The organism is Actinoplanes nipponensis (genome assembly GCF_016862275.1).
Classification (GTDB): Bacteria; Actinomycetota; Actinomycetes; order Mycobacteriales; family Micromonosporaceae; genus Actinoplanes; species Actinoplanes nipponensis.
Window position 1 is genome coordinate 1 of record NZ_BOMQ01000034.1, and the last position, 16083, is coordinate 16083.

Sequence of the window (16083 nt, forward strand, 5' to 3'; positions counted from 1 at the left end):
CGGTGCGTTCGGTCATGCCATCTCCTCCTGCTTGCGGCCCATGCCCTGGTACACGACTGCGGTGGAACGGGTCGGGATCATCCGGCCCAGCGGGCCGGACGCCGGGCCGTTCGACAGCAACAGCCAGCGGATCAGCCCCGGCACGCTCGGGCGCAGGCCGCGGACCTGCAACCGGACGCCGTGCTTGGCGCACTGCGTGGTCAGCTCGCCGGGATCGACGAACAGCGCCGGATCGTGGATGCCCACCGGAGCCGCACCGAATCGCTCACCCAGCGTCACCGTGACGAACCGGCTCACCCGGGTTGCGTTGACCGTGTCCAGCACCAGCAACCCGCCCGGCCGCAACACCCGGCACAGCTCGGCCACCGCGCCCGGCAGGTCGGTGACGTGCTCGAGGATCTCGCCCGCGACGACCACGTCGGCCGCGCCGTCGGCCAGCGGCAGCGCGGTCACGTCGCCGGTCACCGCCGTCATGCCGCGGGCCGCGGACTGCTCCAGCCCGGACCGGCGCAGGTCGACGCCGACGTGCCGGTAGCCGAGGCGCTCGACGTGCGGGGCCAGCAGGCCGCCGCCGCAGCCGGCGTCGACCAGCACGGCCCCCGGGCGCCGCGCGGGCGGCACCAGCGCGCCGCGGGCCCGGGCCAGCCAGTGCAGGATCTCGAAGTGCCCGCCCGGCCGCCACCACTCGCCCGCGAGGTCGTCGTACTGACGGGGATCGTTGCGGGGCAGCGGCGGCATGTGATCGAGCGTGGCACGAGTGGGTCACAACCACCACACTGCTTTCATGTCCGGACCCGTCGCTCTGCTCAAGGCCTCCCACCCCGAACCGGGCGGCGCCGTCACGCTGGCCATGACCCTGCTCGCCGTCGGGGTGGGACATCGCGGCTGGAGCGTGCTCGGCGTCGCCGCCGCGATCGGCGCCACCCAGCTCTCCGTGGGCTGGGTCAACGACTGGCTGGACGCCGATCGGGACCGGATCGCCGGGCGCACCGACAAACCCGTGGCCTCGGGGGTGGTCTCCCGCCGTACCGTGGGCGTCGCGGGCCTGGTCGCCTCGCTGGCCGTGCCGCTGCTCGGGCTGCCCTTCGGGGCGGCCGCGGCGATCTGCGTCACGCTGGTCGGGATCTTCGCGCTGCTCTACGACTGGCCGCTCAAGTCCACCCCGCTGTCGGTGCTGCCCTACCTGGTGGCGTTCGGGCTGATGCCGGCGTTCGTGGTGCTCGCGCTGCCCGGCCACCCCTGGCCGCCGGCCTGGCTGGTGGCCGCGGGCGCGCTGCTCGGCGGGGGCGCGCACTTCGCCAACGTGCTGCCGGACCTGGCCGACGACGCCGCGACCGGCGTGGTCGGCCTTCCCCACCGGCTCGGCGCGACCGGGTCGCAGATCGCCGCGGGGACCCTGCTGCTGGCCGCGACGCTCACCCTGGTCCTCGGGCCGGACGGGCCGCCGTCGTGGCCGGGCCTGGCGGCCGCCGCGGCTGCCGCGGTGGTCCTGCCGCTGGGCTGGTACGCGGGCCGGAAGGCGCTGCGCAACGGCACCCGGCAGGTCGCGATGTTTCGATCCGTCATCGTGGTGGCACTCCTCGACGTCGCGCTCCTGGTGTTCAGCGGCCGGGTGGTGTGAATGGACGGGTCGGCGTACGCGCCGGATCCACGCCCTCTAGGCTGATCCGCGGAGCACTATCGAGAGTTTCTTGGAGGACTGTGATGCGCTCGCTGGGAACCCGCCGCGCCGCCCTGGCCACGGGTGTCGCCACGCTGGCCGCGATCGCGCTCGCCGGCTGCAGCGCCGGTCAGGTCGCCGAGACCGCGCTCAAGAACGCGTCGGTGTACGGCGTGAACGCGGAGAGCTCCGACGGCTCGGTCTTCATCCGGAACCTCGCGGTGTCCTACAACGGCAGCACGGGTTACCCCGCCGGCGCCGACGCGCCGCTGCAGGTGGGCCTCTACAACCAGACCAGGCAGGCCATCACGGTGCTGGTCAGCAGCCAGCCGGCGACCGGCGGGGAGGCCCTGGTCTCGGCCCGGTCCGTCGCCCTGGTCGGCGGCGCCGCGACGCCGTCCGCGCCGGCCACAGCGATCCCCGAGCCCTCCGGCAGCCGGCCCTCGGACACCGAGGACGACCAGAGCGGCGACCAGGTCCCGGACCCGAGCGCCAACCCGAGCCCCGGCGCCACCCCCTCGACCGCGCCCGCCGCCGGGGGCGCCACGGGCCGGCCGGCCCGGATCGAGATCGGACCGCTCGGCTCGGCCACGTTCCTGCCCGGCGACGCCGAGAAGCTGCAGGCGGTGGGGCTGAGCGGCAAGCTGGTCCCGGGCCAGTCGATCAACCTGGTGTTCGAGTTCTCCAACGGCGCGAAGCCGCTGGTGCTGCAGGCTCCGATGGCCATTCCGCTGAGCCCGGCGTCCCGGGCCCCCGGCTTCGAGCCCGAGGAGAACCTGGGCGAGGGCGAGTAAGTCCCCGCTTTGTCATACCGGCGGGCTAGCGTGACGGGTGTGACGACTTCCCGCACCCCGTCCCGTGCCCGTGCTGAGCCGCGACCGGCCTATCAGTGCGATGCGTGCGGTCACCAGCCGCCCAAGTGGCTGGGCCGCTGCCCGGAGTGCAACGAGTGGGGCTCCATCATCGAGTCCACCTTGACCGGTCCGGTGGTGTCCGGCCGGGTGGTCAGCTCGCGGATGCCGTCCGAGCCGGCCCGCCCCATCAAGACGATCAGCGCCGCCCCGGCCAAGGCCGTGCCCAGCGGCGTCACCGAGCTCGACCGCGTGCTCGGCGGCGGCCTGGTGCCGGGCGCGGTGGTGCTGCTGGCCGGCGAGCCCGGCGTGGGCAAGTCGACCCTGCTGCTCGACGTCGCCCAGCAGTGGGCCGCGGGCACCAGCACCCCCTCGCTCGTGGTCAGCGGCGAGGAGTCGGTCAGCCAGGTGCGGCTGCGCGCCGAGCGGCTGGGCGCCCTGCACGACAACCTCTACCTGGCCTCCGAGAGCGACCTGGGCGCGGTGCTGGGCCACCTCGACGCGGTCAAGCCCGGCCTGCTCATCATCGACTCGGTGCAGACCATCTCCGCCCCGGGCACCGAGGGCGTGCCCGGCGGCGTCACCCAGGTCCGTGCCGTCACCGCGGCGCTGGTGAGCATCGCCAAGGAGCGCGGCGTCGCCACGGTGCTGGTCGGGCACGTCACCAAGGACGGCTCGGTGGCCGGTCCCCGGGTGCTGGAGCACCTCGTCGACGTGGTGCTGCACTTCGAGGGCGACAAGCACTCGTCGTTGCGCCTGGTGCGCGGGGTGAAGAACCGCTACGGCCCGGCCGACGAGGTGGGCTGCTTCGAGATGCACGAGACCGGCATCGTCAGCCTGGCCGACCCGTCGGGGCTGTTCCTCACCCGCTACAACGAGCCGGTGCCGGGCACCTGCGTCACCGTGGCGATGGAGGGCCGCCGGGCGATGGTCACCGAGGTGCAGGCCCTGATCGGCGCCCAGGTGCAGGGCTCGCCGCGGCGGACGGTGTCGGGTCTCGACAGCGCCCGGCTGGCCATGGTGCTGGCGGTGCTGCAACGCCGGATGGAAAAGATCAAGCTGCACGACCGGGAGGTCTTCGCGGCCACGGTCGGCGGCATCCGGGTCACCGAGCCGTCGGCCGACCTGGCGATGGCCCTGGCCGTGGCCTCGGGCGCGCTCAACCTGGCGATGGCCCCGCACCTGGTGGCCATCGGCGAGGTGGGGCTGACCGGGGAGGTCCGCCGGGTCGGCGCGATCGGGCGCCGGCTCGCCGAGGCGGCGCGGCTGGGGTTCCGTTTCGCGCTCGTCCCGCCCGGCTACGGCGCCGGCGAGGGGGACAGCCCGCCCAAGGGGATGCGGGTCGTCGAGGTCGGCGATCTGCAGACCGCCGTGCAGTGGGCAGCCCGGGCGTCGGCCGAATGAGCCCCGCCCCGCGCTCACCGGCAGTGACCGTCGATGACGCTCCGGAGCTGCGTCGGAACCGCGACTCGTTGACCTGGAAACGAGTCCGTAGAATGTACAGGTGCCGCTCGACCGCGATGCCTCATCCCACCGCCATGCCCATGGCGCTGCTGCCGGCGTCAACGGTTCGGCAGCCCGCCCGATGACCCCGACGACGCCCGGCCTGACCGGTGGCGGGGTCAGCGGTGACCCGCTGCGCGCCAACCTCGCGCTCATGGCGCCCGGCACCGCCCTGCGCGACGGGCTCGAGCGCATCCTGCGGGGCCGCACCGGCGCGCTCATCGTGCTGGGTTACGACGCGATCGTCGAGCAGATCTGCACCGGCGGCTTCCCGCTCGACGTCGAGTTCTCCGCCACCCGCCTGCGCGAGCTGTGCAAGATGGACGGTGCGGTGGTGCTCTCCAGCGACGGCACCCGCATCGTGCGCGCCGCCGTGCACCTCATGCCCGACCCCGGCATCCACTCCGAGGAATCGGGCACCCGGCACCGCACCGCCGAGCGGGTGGCCAAGCAGTCCGGCTTCCCGGTCATCTCGGTCAGCCAGTCGATGCACATCATCGGCCTCTACGTGAACGGCCAGCGGCACGTCCTGGACGACTCCGCGGCCATCCTGTCCCGGGCCAACCAGGCGCTCGCCACCCTGGAGCGCTACAAGCTGCGCCTCGACGAGGTCTCCGGCACGCTCTCCGCGCTGGAGATCGAAGACCTGGTGACGGTGCGCGACGCGGTGGCGGTGGTGCAGCGGCTGGAGATGGTGCGCCGCATCGCCGACGAGATCTCCGGCTACGTGGTCGAGCTGGGCACCGACGGCCGGCTGCTCGCCCTCCAGCTCGACGAGCTGATGGCCGGCGTCGACTCCGACCGCACGCTGGTCATCCGCGACTACCTGCCGACCGGGCGCAAGGCCCGTACGCTCGACGAGGCGCTGGTCGAGCTGGACCTGCTCACCGCCACCGAGATGATCGACCTGGTCGCGGTGGCCAAGGCGATCGGCTACGCGGGCGCCTCCGACGCGCTCGACGCGGCGGTCAGCCCGCGGGGCTTCCGGCTGCTGGCCAAGGTGCCGCGCCTGCCGGCGCAGATCGTCGAGCGGTTGGTGGACCATTTCGGCAGCCTCCAGCGGCTGCTGGGCGCCACGGTCGAGGATCTGCAGGCCGTGGAGGGCGTGGGCGACGCCCGGGCCCGCGGGGTCCGGGAGGGCCTGTCCCGGCTGGCCGAGGCGTCGATCCTCGAGCGCTACGTCTAAGCTTCGCTCCACCATGACTGCTCTTCCCTCACCTCTGCCCGCGCCCGGCGACCTGACCTCGCTGGTGCTGCGCACGGACTTCAGCGACGACGCCGCCTGGGACGAACTGCGGGCGGTGATGCGCAGCGAGGGGGCCCACCGCAGCGCCACGTACGTCAGCGACCCGCAATATGCCGAGGCCACGATTCCGGCGCTGGTGGCGGCGGACGCCGCGGCGAGCGACGACGACAAGCTCACCTACGTCTTCCTCGCCGACGCGGTCACCATGGGCGACGACGAGCGGCTGCTGCTGGCGGTCGATCTCGAGGAGGAGCCCGGCCGGTCGTTCCGGGTGCCGCCCCGGTCGTTCACCGACGTCTCGGCCAACCTCGCCATCGGCAACATGGACTTCGCCGACTTCGCGGCCGAGACCGACGACTCCGGTACGTTCCGCGGCTTCGACGAGTAGGGGCGCTGTCGCTGTCAGTCCCACCACCGGCGGCCGGCGGGCCGGCGCGGGTGGCGGCGGAATTGCTCCGTCGATCGGGTGAATCAGCTTCGCCGGGGCGGAGGCTGCGCTCGGTGCGACTCGGCCGGGTCAGGCCGTGATGGTGAGCAGGACCGGGGCGCTGACCTTGGCGCCCAGCCGGAAGCGCATCTCGTACTGACCGGCGGGCGGCGCGGTGCCCGCGGCCAGGCCGGCCGCGCACTTGTTGGCCTGCTTGCCGTTCCAGGTCACGTTGTACTCGCGCTCGCCGTTGGGCGGGAACGAGCGCACCTCGGAGCCCTTGACCGTGCTGCACGTGTCCGAGGACCACACCCGGCTGGCGCCCTGCCCGATGTAGAGCTCCTGCAGGTCGGCGCCCACGTCCCGGCTGCAGGTCCGGGCCGAGATGTTCTTGATCTTGAGGCGGACCGCCACCGGGACGCCGCGGCGGACGGTGGTGGCGTTCGGCACCGGTGTCAGGGACATCTCCGCGTCGGTGCACGTGCCCGCCGACGCCGCCGCCACGTTCGTGTCGGTGTTGCCGGTGCCCGTGCCCGTGCCAGTTCCGGTGCCCGTGCCCGTTCCGGTGCCTGTCCCCGTACCGGTGCCGGTGCCGCTCGACGGGCCGGTTCCGGCCCCGCTGGCGGTCAGCTCGCCCGGGTCGGGCAGCGACGGGTTGCCCGCGCCCGGTCCGGGGTCGGTGAAGGACGGCTCGTCCTCGGGCGTCGCCGACGCCGAGGGGGACGGGATCGGCGCCTGCGAGGAAGCGCCCGTGCCGCGCTTGCTGTCGTCGTCCCCGCCGGAGCAGGACACGAACAGCACGATGACGCCGAGCAGCAGCGCACCGAGCACCACAGCACGACGCCGCCAGTACACGGCGGCTGGAAGGGGACCGACCGTCGAACGCATGATGCGTGCACGGTATCCCCGCGAAGGGTGCATGAGCGCCGCGACGCGCCGAAAATGCGACACCGTCTCGCGCGCTGATCGTTAGAGATAGACCTTGCGCTGGTAGATGGCGTGCGCACCGGCCACCCGATCGAGAAACAGTTTGCCGGCGCAGTGGTCGATCTCGTGTTGCAGCGCCCGCGCCTCGAACGCGTCGGTGGTCAGCCGCACCGGCTCGCCCGTACCCGGCAGGACGGCCTCGACCACGACGCGGCCGGCCCGTTTCACGTCGCCGGTCAGGTCCGGCACGGACATGCAGCCCTCCCGGCCCGGCCGCCACCGGCTCGCCTCGACGACCCGGGCGTTGCACAGCACGAACGTGCCGTGCGCGGTCACCGTCTTCGGGTGCTCGGTCACGTCCACGACGAACACCTGCGCGCCGACCCCCACCTGCGGCGCGGCCAGGCCGACGCAGCCCGGCGACACCCGCATGGTGGCGACCAGGTCGGCGGCCAGCTGCACGACGGCCGGGTCCGCCGGATCCACCTCGGCGCCCTCGCTGCTCAGCACGCCGGCCGGGGCGGTGACCACGGGCAGCACCTTGCCCTCGACACCGAGGACGTCGGGCTTCCAGTCCGCCAGGGCGTCGCTCACAGGACGTCCGATTCGGCCCGGCGCAGGGTCACCTCGACGCCCAGCTCCTGCGCGGCCACGGCCAGCTGCGCGGCCAGGTCGTCGGCGCGGCCCGCCGGCACGTCCACCTCGGCGATCAGCACGTAGAGCGGGCCGGTCAGCCGGGTGGTGAGGTCGGTGATGTTGCCGCCGGCCGCGGCGACCACCCGGGTGACCGCGGCGACGATCCCGAGCCGGTCGGCGCCGTGCACGCTGACCAGGTACGGCTCCCCGGCCACGTCCGCGTCGGCCTCCGGCGCCACCGCCCGTACGGTCGTCAGCACCCCTTGCAGCGGCGCCAGCGCCTTCTCCACGTCCTCGGCGGCGGCCCCGGTGCAGATCAGGGTCATCGCGAAGTGGCCGCGCAGCCGGGTCATGGTGGAGTCGGACAGGTTGGCGCCGACCCCGGCGAGCGCCTCGGAGACCTCGGCGACGATGCCGGTCCGGTCGGGACCGATGACGGTGATGGCGAGCTCGTTCACTCCGGCATCCTAAGCTGGTCGGGCTATGACGCTCGCCGACTCTGTCATCAAGTGGTACGACGCCAACGCCCGCGACCTGCCCTGGCGGGTCCCCGGAACCAGCGCCTGGGCGGTGCTGGTCAGCGAGGTGATGCTGCAACAGACCCCCGTGGTGCGGGTGACCCCGGCCTGGCACGCGTGGATGACCCGCTGGCCGGAACCGGCCACGCTGGCCGAGGATCCCCCGTCCGAGGCGATCCGGATGTGGGGCCGGCTGGGCTATCCGCGCCGGGCGATGCGGCTGCACGCGTGCGCGGTGGCCATCGTGGAACGGCACGGCGGGCGCGTGCCCGACGACCTGGAGCAGCTGCTCGCGCTGCCGGGCGTCGGGATGTACACGGCCCGGGCGGTGGCGACGTTCGCGTACGGGCAGCGCCACCCGGTCGTGGACACGAACGTGCGCCGGGTCGTGTCGCGCGCGGTCGCCGGTGACCCGGACGCCGGCCCGACCACGACGACGGCCGACCTGGCCGCGATGGCGGAGCTGCTGCCGATCGAGCCGGCCCGGGCGGCGCGGGCCAGCATCGCGTTCATGGAGCTGGGCGCGCTGGTCTGCACGGCCCGCTCGCCCCGCTGCCCCGAGTGTCCGTTCGAGACGGTGTGCGCGTGGCGCCGGAGCGGCGCGCCGGCGCCGGCCGGTCCGACCCGGCGACCGCAGAAGTACGCCGGCACCGACCGGCAGGTCCGCGGGCTGCTGCTGGAGGTGCTCCGGCACGCCACCGGCCCGGTGCCGCGGCAGCGGCTGGACGCGGTGTGGGCGGACGAGGTGCAGCGGGCCCGGGCGCTGTCCGGGCTGGTCACGGACGGCCTGGTGGAGCCGCTGGACTGGGACGCGGAGCGCTTCGTGCTGGCCGGGGATCACCCGCCGCGCTTCCCGGCCCTGGACTGAGCTCCCGCGCGCGCCCCGCCGTCGACAAGCCGGCCCGGCCGGCCTCGCACCGGCGCCCCTCCGGCCTCGCGCCGCGGTCGCCCGGGGCTCTGGCCGCTCCGGGCCCGGGCTCGGCCGCTCCGGGCCCCGACTCGGGCCGCTCCCGGCCGGGTTGGGGCGCTGACGCCGAGGGCTCGGCCCGCTCCCGGCGGGGGCTCGTCAGGCGACGATCGCCGTCGCCAGCTCGGCCGGGAGCGGATAGGGCCGTTCCGCCGGCAGCAACGCCGGGTCGCGGGTGGCCCGGATCCGGTGGGCCAGCTAGGTGACGTCGCGGATGGCGACCGTCCATTCGTCCACGTACCGCGGCACCGCCTCGCCGCCCAGCCCCAGCTGGAGCGACCGGTACGGCAGCGCCGCCAGCTGGAGGGAGCGCTCCGGGTCCCACTGCACCCGTACGGGGCTGTGCCGCAACCGGCGGCCCCACTCCTCGCGGGTCTCGCCGGCACCGGGCTCGTAGTGGCTGATGCACGCGTGCGCCAGCGCCCACTCGAACCCGGCCCGGGTGATCTCCACCGCGAGGATCCGCTCCTGACCGGGCTTGGCGCCCCAGCCGCAGCGGTACATCATCCACCGGAACGACGGCTTGATCCACGTCATCCGGTCCCGCTTGAACGGCGCCACGAAGCGTCCGGCGCGCACGGCTGATCGGGCCGGTGGGCGTACCCCGGCGAGGCATTAACGCGGAACGGCCCGGCGCTGCAAGCGCCGGGCCGTTCTCACCACCTTGCTCTTACTCCTCCGTGGCGGCCGCGCCGAGGTCGGCGGGCACCGCGTCGGGAACCACGGAGCCGCGGTCGGCTCCCTTGAAGGTCAGCTTCGACTTCTCGATGTTCTCCGGGTCGCCCTCGCAGTCCACCACCACGATCTGGCCGGGGCGCAGCTCGTTGAAGAGGATCTGCTCGGACAGGGAGTCCTCCAGGTCACGCTGGATCGTCCGGCGCAGCGGCCGGGCGCCCAGGACCGGGTCGAAGCCCTTCTTCGCCAGGTACTTCTTCGCGTTGTCGGTCAGCTCGAGACCCATGTCCTTGTTCTTGAGCTGGGCCTCGATCCGCGCGGTGAAGATGTCGACGATGTGCAGGATCTCGTCCTGGCGCAGCTGGTGGAAGACGATCGTGTCGTCGATGCGGTTGAGGAACTCCGGGCGGAAGTGCTGCTTCAGCTCGTCGTTGACCTTGACCTTCATCCGGTCGTAGTTGCTCTCCACGTCCTCGGACGCCTGGAAGCCCAGCGACACCGCCTTGGCCACGTCGCGCGTGCCCAGGTTGGTGGTCAGGATGATCACCGTGTTCTTGAAGTCCACGATGCGGCCCTGACCGTCGGTGAGGCGGCCGTCCTCCAGGATCTGCAGGAGCGTGTTGAACACGTCCGGGTGGGCCTTCTCGATCTCGTCGAAGAGGACCACGGAGAACGGCTTGCGGCGGACCTTCTCGGTCAGCTGGCCGCCCTCGTCGTAGCCCACGTAGCCGGGAGGGGCACCGACGAGACGGGACACCGTGTACCGGTCGTGGAACTCGGACATGTCGAGCTGGATCAGCGCGTCCTCGGAGCCGAAGAGGAACTCCGCGAGCGCCTTGGAGAGCTCGGTCTTACCGACGCCGGACGGGCCGGCGAAGATGAACGAGCCCGAGGGGCGCTTCGGGTCCTTCAGGCCGGCGCGGGTACGCCGGATCGCCTTCGAGACCGCCTTGACGGCGTCCTCCTGGCCGATGACCCGCTTGTGGAGCTCGTCCTCCATGCGGAGCAGCCGGGAGGTCTCCTCCTCGGTCAGCTTGTAGACCGGGATGCCGGTCCAGTTGCCGAGGACCTCGGCGATCTGCTCGTCGTCGACCTCGCTGACGACGTCGAGGTCGCCCGCCTTCCACTCCTTCTCCCGCTGCGCCTTCTGACCCAGCAGCTGCTTCTCCTTGTCGCGCAGCTGCGCGGCCCGCTCGAAGTCCTGCGCGTCGATCGCGCTCTCCTTGTCGCGGCGGACCTGGGCGATGCGCTCGTCGAAGTCGCGGAGGTCCGGCGGCGCGGTCATCCGGCGGATGCGCATCCGGGCGCCGGCCTCGTCGATCAGGTCGATCGCCTTGTCCGGCAGGAAGCGGTCCGAGATGTACCGGTCGGCCAGCGTCGCGGCGGCCACCAGGGCGGCGTCGGTGATGCTGATCCGGTGGTGCGCCTCGTAGCGGTCGCGCAGGCCCTTGAGGATCTCGATGGTGTGCGCCAGCGACGGCTCACCCACCTGGATCGGCTGGAAGCGGCGCTCGAGCGCGGCGTCCTTCTCGAGGTGCTTGCGGTACTCGTCGAGGGTGGTGGCGCCGATGGTCTGCAGCTCACCACGCGCGAGCATGGGCTTGAGGATCGAGGCGGCGTCGATGGCGCCCTCGGCGGCACCCGCACCCACCAGGGTGTGGATCTCGTCGATGAACAGGATGATGTCGCCGCGGGTGCGGATCTCCTTGAGCACCTTCTTGAGGCGCTCCTCGAAGTCACCGCGGTAGCGGGAACCGGCGACCAGCGCGCCGAGGTCGAGCGTGTAGAGCTGCTTGTCCTTGAGCGTCTCGGGCACCTCGCCCTTGACGATGGACTGCGACAGCCCCTCGACGACGGCGGTCTTGCCGACGCCGGGCTCGCCGATCAGCACCGGGTTGTTCTTGGTGCGGCGGGAGAGCACCTGCATGACCCGCTCGATTTCCTTCTCCCGGCCGATGACCGGGTCGAGCTTGCCCTCGCGGGCGGCCTGGGTCAGGTTGCGCCCGAACTGGTCGAGCACCAGGGACGTCGACGGGGCGGCCTCGCCCGCGGCGGCTCCGGCGGCGGCCGGCTCCTTGCCCTGGTAGCCGGAGAGCAGCTGGATGACCTGCTGGCGGACCCGGTTGAGGTCGGCGCCGAGCTTGACCAGGACCTGGGCGGCGACGCCCTCGCCCTCGCGGATCAGCCCGAGCAGGATGTGCTCCGTGCCGATGTAGTTGTGGCCGAGCTGCAGGGCCTCGCGCAGCGAGAGCTCCAGCACCTTCTTGGCCCGCGGCGTGAACGGGATGTGCCCGCTCGGCGCCTGCTGGCCCTGGCCGATGATCTCCTCTACCTGCTGCCGGACACCCTCGAGGGAGATGCCGAGGCTCTCCAGAGCCTTCGCGGCAACACCTTCGCCCTCGTGGATGAGACCGAGCAGGATGTGCTCTGTCCCGATGTAGTTGTGGTTGAGCATCCGGGCCTCTTCTTGGGCCAGGACGACAACCCGTCGCGCTCGGTCGGTGAACCGCTCGAACATGCCCTCGTGCTCCTCACGTGCCGTGCGCCAATGAACTGGCGGGGCCAGCGCACGGGTATCGGTGATACCTGTGCTCTCTCACTCTATCGCCGCCGGGAGACTCTGCTGGGCCCTCGAGCCCTCTCGGGGACGTCCTGCGCCGATGTTCTCCCCAACTTCGCACGCTCAACGGCTGTTCCCCACCCTTGCGGAGTACGCGCACAGCGAAATCCCCCGCTCCGGGAGGCCCGTCCACAGCCTGTGGACAACGCCGTCCACCCCTGTGGATAACTTACGCAACGGCGGCGAAGAGCGCGCGAAAAGCAGGAGGGTCCGCGGTGCTCGCGCACCACGGACCCGCCTGACGGCCGATCGGCTCAGCGGCCGGGGCCCTTCGCGTGGAACTCGTCCACGATCTCCTGCGGGATCCGGCCCCGGTCGGAGATGTCCTTGCCGTTCTTCTTGGCCCACTCCCGGATGGCCTTGTTCTGCTCCCGGTCCGCGGTCGCGCCCCCGCGACCGCGGGCCGCACGGCCGCCGACGACGACACCACCGCGCGCGACCTTGGCTCCCGCGCCCACGTACGGCGCGAAGATGTCGCGCAATTTCGCCGCGTTCGACTCGGACAGGTCGATCTCGTACTGAATGCCGTCGAGGGCGAACTTGACAGTCTCCTCGGCGTCACCGCCGTCGAGGTCATCGACCAGCTTGTGAATGATCTGCTTGGCCACGCGCCGTTATCCTCCCGAACACACGTTCACTGTTCACCCGTTTCCCGTGAACAATAACGCCCGCGGCGCGTGCTCCGTCAATGCCGGCCGCCGATGGCCCACCCGGGTACGGCGAATCGTGACCCGGTCGCGCTACTCCGGTCGCACCAGGGGGAAGAGGATCGTTTCCCGAATGCCCAGCCCGGTGAGCGCCATGAGAAGCCGGTCGATTCCCATTCCCATCCCACCGGCCGGTGGCATTCCGTACTCCATGGCCCGCAGGAAATCCTCGTCCAGCTGCATCGCCTCGGCATCGCCGCCGGCGGCCAGCAACGACTGCGCGACCAGGCGTTCACGCTGCACCACCGGATCGACCAGCTCCGAGTACGCGGTGGCCAGTTCGAAGCCCATGACGTAGAGGTCCCACTTCTCCGTCAGGCCCGGCTCCGCGCGGTGGGCCCGGGTCAGCGGCGTGGTCTCCTCGGGATAGTCGCGCACGAAGGTGGGCTCCTGCAGGGTCGGCTGCACCAGGTGCTCGAAGAGCTCCTCGGCGAGCTTGCCGGCCGACCACTTCGGGTCCACGGAAAGGTCGTGCTTTTCGGCATACCGCTGCAGGGCGGCCAGTTCGGTACGCACGGTCACTTCTTCACCGAGCGCCTCGGAGAGAGAACCGAAGAGGGTGACCGAACGCCACTCGCCGCCCAGATCCAACTCGGTGCCGTCGAAGTGGGTCACCACGTGTGATCCGGCGACCGCGGTGGCGGCCTCCTGAATCCACTCGCGCGTCTGCCGCTGCATGACGTTGTAGTCCGCATACGCCTGGTACGCCTCGAGCATCGCGAACTCCGGCGAGTGGGTGGAATCCATGCCCTCATTGCGGAAGTTGCGGTTGATCTCGAAGACGCGTTCGATGCCGCCCACGACGGCCCGCTTCAAAAAGAGTTCCGGCGCGATACGCAGATAGAGATCCGTGTCGAGTGCGTTGCTGTGCGTCACAAAGGGGCGGGCGGTGGCGCCACCGTGCAGCAACTGCAACATCGGCGTCTCCACCTCGAGATAATTGCGCCGGAACAGCGACTCGCGCAGGCTGCGTACCGTCGTCGCCCGGGCCCGGACGATCTGCCGGGCCTGCGGGCGGACGATCAGGTCGACGTAGCGCTGCCGGACCCGGGTCTCCTCGCTGAGCGGGCGGTGCGCGACCGGCAGCGGCCGCAGGGCCTTGGCGGTCATGGCCCAGGAGCCGGCGAGCACGGAGAGCTCGCCGCGGCGGCTGGTGATCACCTCGCCGGTGATCCCGACCAGGTCACCCAGGTCGACCAGGCGCTTCCACTGCTCCAGCGCCTCGGCGCCGACCCGGTCCAGCGACAGCATGGCCTGCAGCTCGGTGCCGTCGCCGTCGCGCAGCGTGGCGAAGCAGAGCTTGCCGCCGTTGCGGACGAAGATCACGCGGCCGGTGACGCCCACCGTGTCGCCGGAGGCCGAGTCGGTGGCCAGGTCGGCGTACTTCGTGCGGATCTCGGCGAGCGTCGCGGTCCGCTCGAAGCCGACCGGGTACGGCTCCACGCCCTCGGCCAGCAGCCGGTCCCGCTTCGACCGGCGGACCCGCATCTGTTCGGGGAGGTCCTCGGCGGGGTCAACGGCTGGGGCGTTCTGCTCGGTCACGGCACGACTCTCTGTGGAAGGCGGGTGGGTTGCGAAAAGCCTACTCAGGCCGGTTCAGACGTTCCGCTCATATACCATCCGCAGCCCGATCAGCGTGATCATCGGCTCGTGCGCGGTGATGGTCCGGCAGGCGTCCTTGACCAGCCAGGCGAGCCCGCCGGTGGCGATGACCGAGCGCACCGGCCCGATCTCGTCGATCATCAGCTCGACGATCCGGTCCACCTGGCCCGCGACGCCGTAGTAGAGGCCGGACTGCAGGCACTCCACGGTGTTCTTGCCGATCACCGAGCGCGGCCTGGCCGGCTCGACCTTGCGCAGCTGGGCGGCGCGGGCGGCCAGCGCGTCGAAGGAGATCTCGATGCCGGGGGCGAACGCCCCGCCGAGGAACTCGCCGCGCGCGCTGATCACGTCGAAGTTGGTGGTGGTGCCGAAGTCCACCACGATCGTGGGTCCCCCGTAGAGGGCGTGCGCGGCGAGCGTGTTGACCACGCGGTCCGCGCCGACCTCCTTGGGGTTGTCGATGGCGAGCTGCACACCGGTCTTCACGCCCGGCTCGACGATGACGTTCGGCAGGTCGCCGTAGTAACGCCCGAGCATCGTCCGCAGGGACCGCAGCGCCGCCGGCACGGTCGAGCAGGCGGCGACCCCGGTGATCTCCACCGCGTCGCCGGCCAGCAGGCCCCGGAACATCAGGCCGAGCTCGTCGGCTGTGGACCGGGCGTCGGTCTTGATCCGCCAGTTGTGGACGAGCTTGTCGCCGTCGAACGTGGCGAGCACGGTGTTGGTGTTTCCGATGTCAATGCACAGCAGCACGGGAGGAGCCTATCGAGGGAACATCAAAACCGTTCGAAGGTACGGGCGGCGGAGCTGACAACCGCAACACCGGCGACCACCACACACGGGTCATGGTCCGGCCCGGTGGGCCGCGCACAGCGCGCGGCCCAAGCTCACGTCTCAGCGCGGGCGCAGGTCCAGGGCGATGTCCAGGATCGGGCTCGAGTGGGTCAGCGCCCCCACCGACAGGTAGTCCACCCCGGTGGCGCCGTACGCCTGGACCGTGTCGAGGGTCAGGTTGCCGGTCGCCTCCAGTTCGGTCCGGTCGCCGACCGCGGCCACCACCTCGCGGAGCAGGTCCGGGGTCATGTTGTCGCAGAGCAGGAAGGTGGCGCCCGCCTCGACGGCCTCCCGGGCCTCGGCCGGCGTGGTGACCTCCACCTGCACCGGGACGTCCGGGTAGGTGCCGCGGACCAGGCGGTAGGCCGCCGTGATGCTGCCCGCCGCCAGCTTGTGGTTGTCCTTGATCATGGCCACGTCGTAGAGGCCCATGCGCTTGTTGGTGCCGCCGCCGGCCCGGACGGCGTACTTCTCCAGCGCGCGCAGGCCGGGGGTGGTCTTGCGGGTGTCCAGCACCGTCGCCTTGGTGCCCGCCAGCGCGTCCGCCCACTTGCGGGTGTGCGTCGCCACGCCGGACATCCGGCACAGCAGGTTGAGCGCCGTGCGTTCCGCGGTCAGCAGCGCGCGGGTCGGGCCGGTCACCACGGCGAGCACGTCGCCGCGCGCCACCCGGGCGCCCTCCTCGACCCGCTGGTCGAAGGTCGCCCGGCCGCCGGAGGTGGCCGCGAACACCTGGGCCGCGACCGGCAGCCCGGCCACCACGCCGGGCGCGCGGGCCACCAGCTCGGCCGTGTCGACCTGGTCGCCCGGGATCGTGGCCTCGCTGGTCACGTCGCGCGGCGGATCACCCAGGTCCTCGGCCAGCGCGGTGTAGACGACCCGCTCCACCTCCGCCAGATCCAAGCCGTCA

The 16083-nt window shown here is 72.0% G+C and carries 15 protein-coding genes and 1 pseudogene; 6 read left to right on the top strand and 10 right to left on the bottom strand.

The features are described from left to right. Positions 1-12: 12 nt before the first annotated feature. Positions 13-738, bottom strand: a complete 726-nt coding sequence (locus tag Ani05nite_RS14615) for a methyltransferase domain-containing protein (protein WP_203768713.1) — start codon at positions 736-738, stop codon at positions 13-15. Positions 739-784: 46 nt separating this feature from the next. Between Ani05nite_RS14615 and Ani05nite_RS14620 the strand changes: the two genes are divergently transcribed. From Ani05nite_RS14620 to Ani05nite_RS14640, 5 genes are all read left to right on the top strand, one after another. Further along, positions 785-1621: a UbiA family prenyltransferase gene (locus Ani05nite_RS14620; protein WP_203768714.1), complete on the top strand. Its 837-nt coding sequence runs from the start codon at positions 785-787 to the stop codon at positions 1619-1621. A gap of 83 nt (positions 1622-1704) precedes the next feature. Next, on the top strand, positions 1705-2454 hold the full coding sequence (locus tag Ani05nite_RS14625) for a hypothetical protein (protein ID WP_203768716.1): 750 nt from the start codon (positions 1705-1707) through the stop codon (positions 2452-2454). Between the two features lie 39 nt (positions 2455-2493). Continuing rightward, complete coding sequence (gene radA, locus Ani05nite_RS14630; RefSeq protein WP_377883164.1) at positions 2494-3915, top strand: DNA repair protein RadA; 1422 nt, start codon at positions 2494-2496, stop codon at positions 3913-3915. Between the two features lie 100 nt (positions 3916-4015). Then, positions 4016-5200, top strand: coding sequence for a DNA integrity scanning diadenylate cyclase DisA (gene disA, locus Ani05nite_RS14635; RefSeq protein WP_377883166.1), 1185 nt, complete (start codon positions 4016-4018; stop codon positions 5198-5200). 13 nt (positions 5201-5213) lie between these two features. After that, the gene (locus Ani05nite_RS14640; RefSeq protein ID WP_203768721.1) at positions 5214-5648 is read left to right on the top strand and encodes a DUF6924 domain-containing protein; all 435 of its coding nucleotides are present in this window, start codon (positions 5214-5216) and stop codon (positions 5646-5648) included. Positions 5649-5777: 129 nt separating this feature from the next. Here Ani05nite_RS14640 and Ani05nite_RS14645 read toward each other — a convergent pair whose 3' ends face one another. From Ani05nite_RS14645 to Ani05nite_RS14655, 3 genes are all read right to left on the bottom strand, one after another. Beyond that, positions 5778-6575, bottom strand: coding sequence for an adhesin (locus Ani05nite_RS14645; protein ID WP_203768723.1), 798 nt, complete (start codon positions 6573-6575; stop codon positions 5778-5780). 81 nt (positions 6576-6656) lie between these two features. Next, the gene (locus tag Ani05nite_RS14650; protein ID WP_239129946.1) at positions 6657-7208 is read right to left on the bottom strand and encodes a peptide deformylase; all 552 of its coding nucleotides are present in this window, start codon (positions 7206-7208) and stop codon (positions 6657-6659) included. After that, positions 7205-7708, bottom strand: coding sequence for a glycine cleavage system transcriptional repressor (locus Ani05nite_RS14655; protein ID WP_203768724.1), 504 nt, complete (start codon positions 7706-7708; stop codon positions 7205-7207). The genes Ani05nite_RS14650 and Ani05nite_RS14655 overlap by 4 nt, the downstream gene beginning before the upstream one ends. Positions 7709-7733: 25 nt before the next feature. On the opposite strand from Ani05nite_RS14655, the gene Ani05nite_RS14660 reads away from it, so the two are divergent. Further along, positions 7734-8636 carry an HhH-GPD family protein gene (locus tag Ani05nite_RS14660; RefSeq protein ID WP_203768725.1) on the top strand — a complete coding sequence of 301 codons (903 nt, stop codon included), beginning with the start codon at positions 7734-7736 and terminating at the stop codon, positions 8634-8636. A gap of 198 nt (positions 8637-8834) precedes the next feature. On the opposite strand, the pseudogene Ani05nite_RS14665 reads toward Ani05nite_RS14660, so the two are convergent. From Ani05nite_RS14665 to nadC, 6 genes and pseudogenes are all read right to left on the bottom strand, one after another. Then, positions 8835-9332 (bottom strand): annotated as a pseudogene (locus tag Ani05nite_RS14665) (DUF4291 domain-containing protein); the annotation flags it as partial. Positions 9333-9405: 73 nt separating this feature from the next. Then, on the bottom strand, positions 9406-11928 hold the full coding sequence (locus Ani05nite_RS14670; RefSeq protein WP_203768726.1) for an ATP-dependent Clp protease ATP-binding subunit: 2523 nt from the start codon (positions 11926-11928) through the stop codon (positions 9406-9408). A gap of 356 nt (positions 11929-12284) precedes the next feature. Next, a complete protein-coding gene (locus tag Ani05nite_RS14675; protein WP_203768727.1) occupies positions 12285-12638 on the bottom strand; it encodes a histone-like nucleoid-structuring protein Lsr2 in 354 nt (117 codons plus the stop codon). Between the two features lie 132 nt (positions 12639-12770). After that, entirely contained in the window at positions 12771-14279 is a 1509-nt protein-coding gene (lysS, locus tag Ani05nite_RS14680; protein ID WP_203768728.1) for a lysine--tRNA ligase, read from the bottom strand. A gap of 54 nt (positions 14280-14333) precedes the next feature. Then, positions 14334-15092, bottom strand: coding sequence for a type III pantothenate kinase (locus Ani05nite_RS14685; RefSeq protein WP_203768729.1), 759 nt, complete (start codon positions 15090-15092; stop codon positions 14334-14336). A 141-nt stretch (positions 15093-15233) separates the two neighbouring features. Beyond that, the gene (gene nadC, locus Ani05nite_RS14690) at positions 15234-16076 is read right to left on the bottom strand and encodes a carboxylating nicotinate-nucleotide diphosphorylase (protein ID WP_239129947.1); all 843 of its coding nucleotides are present in this window, start codon (positions 16074-16076) and stop codon (positions 15234-15236) included. Positions 16077-16083: the final 7 nt, after the last annotated feature.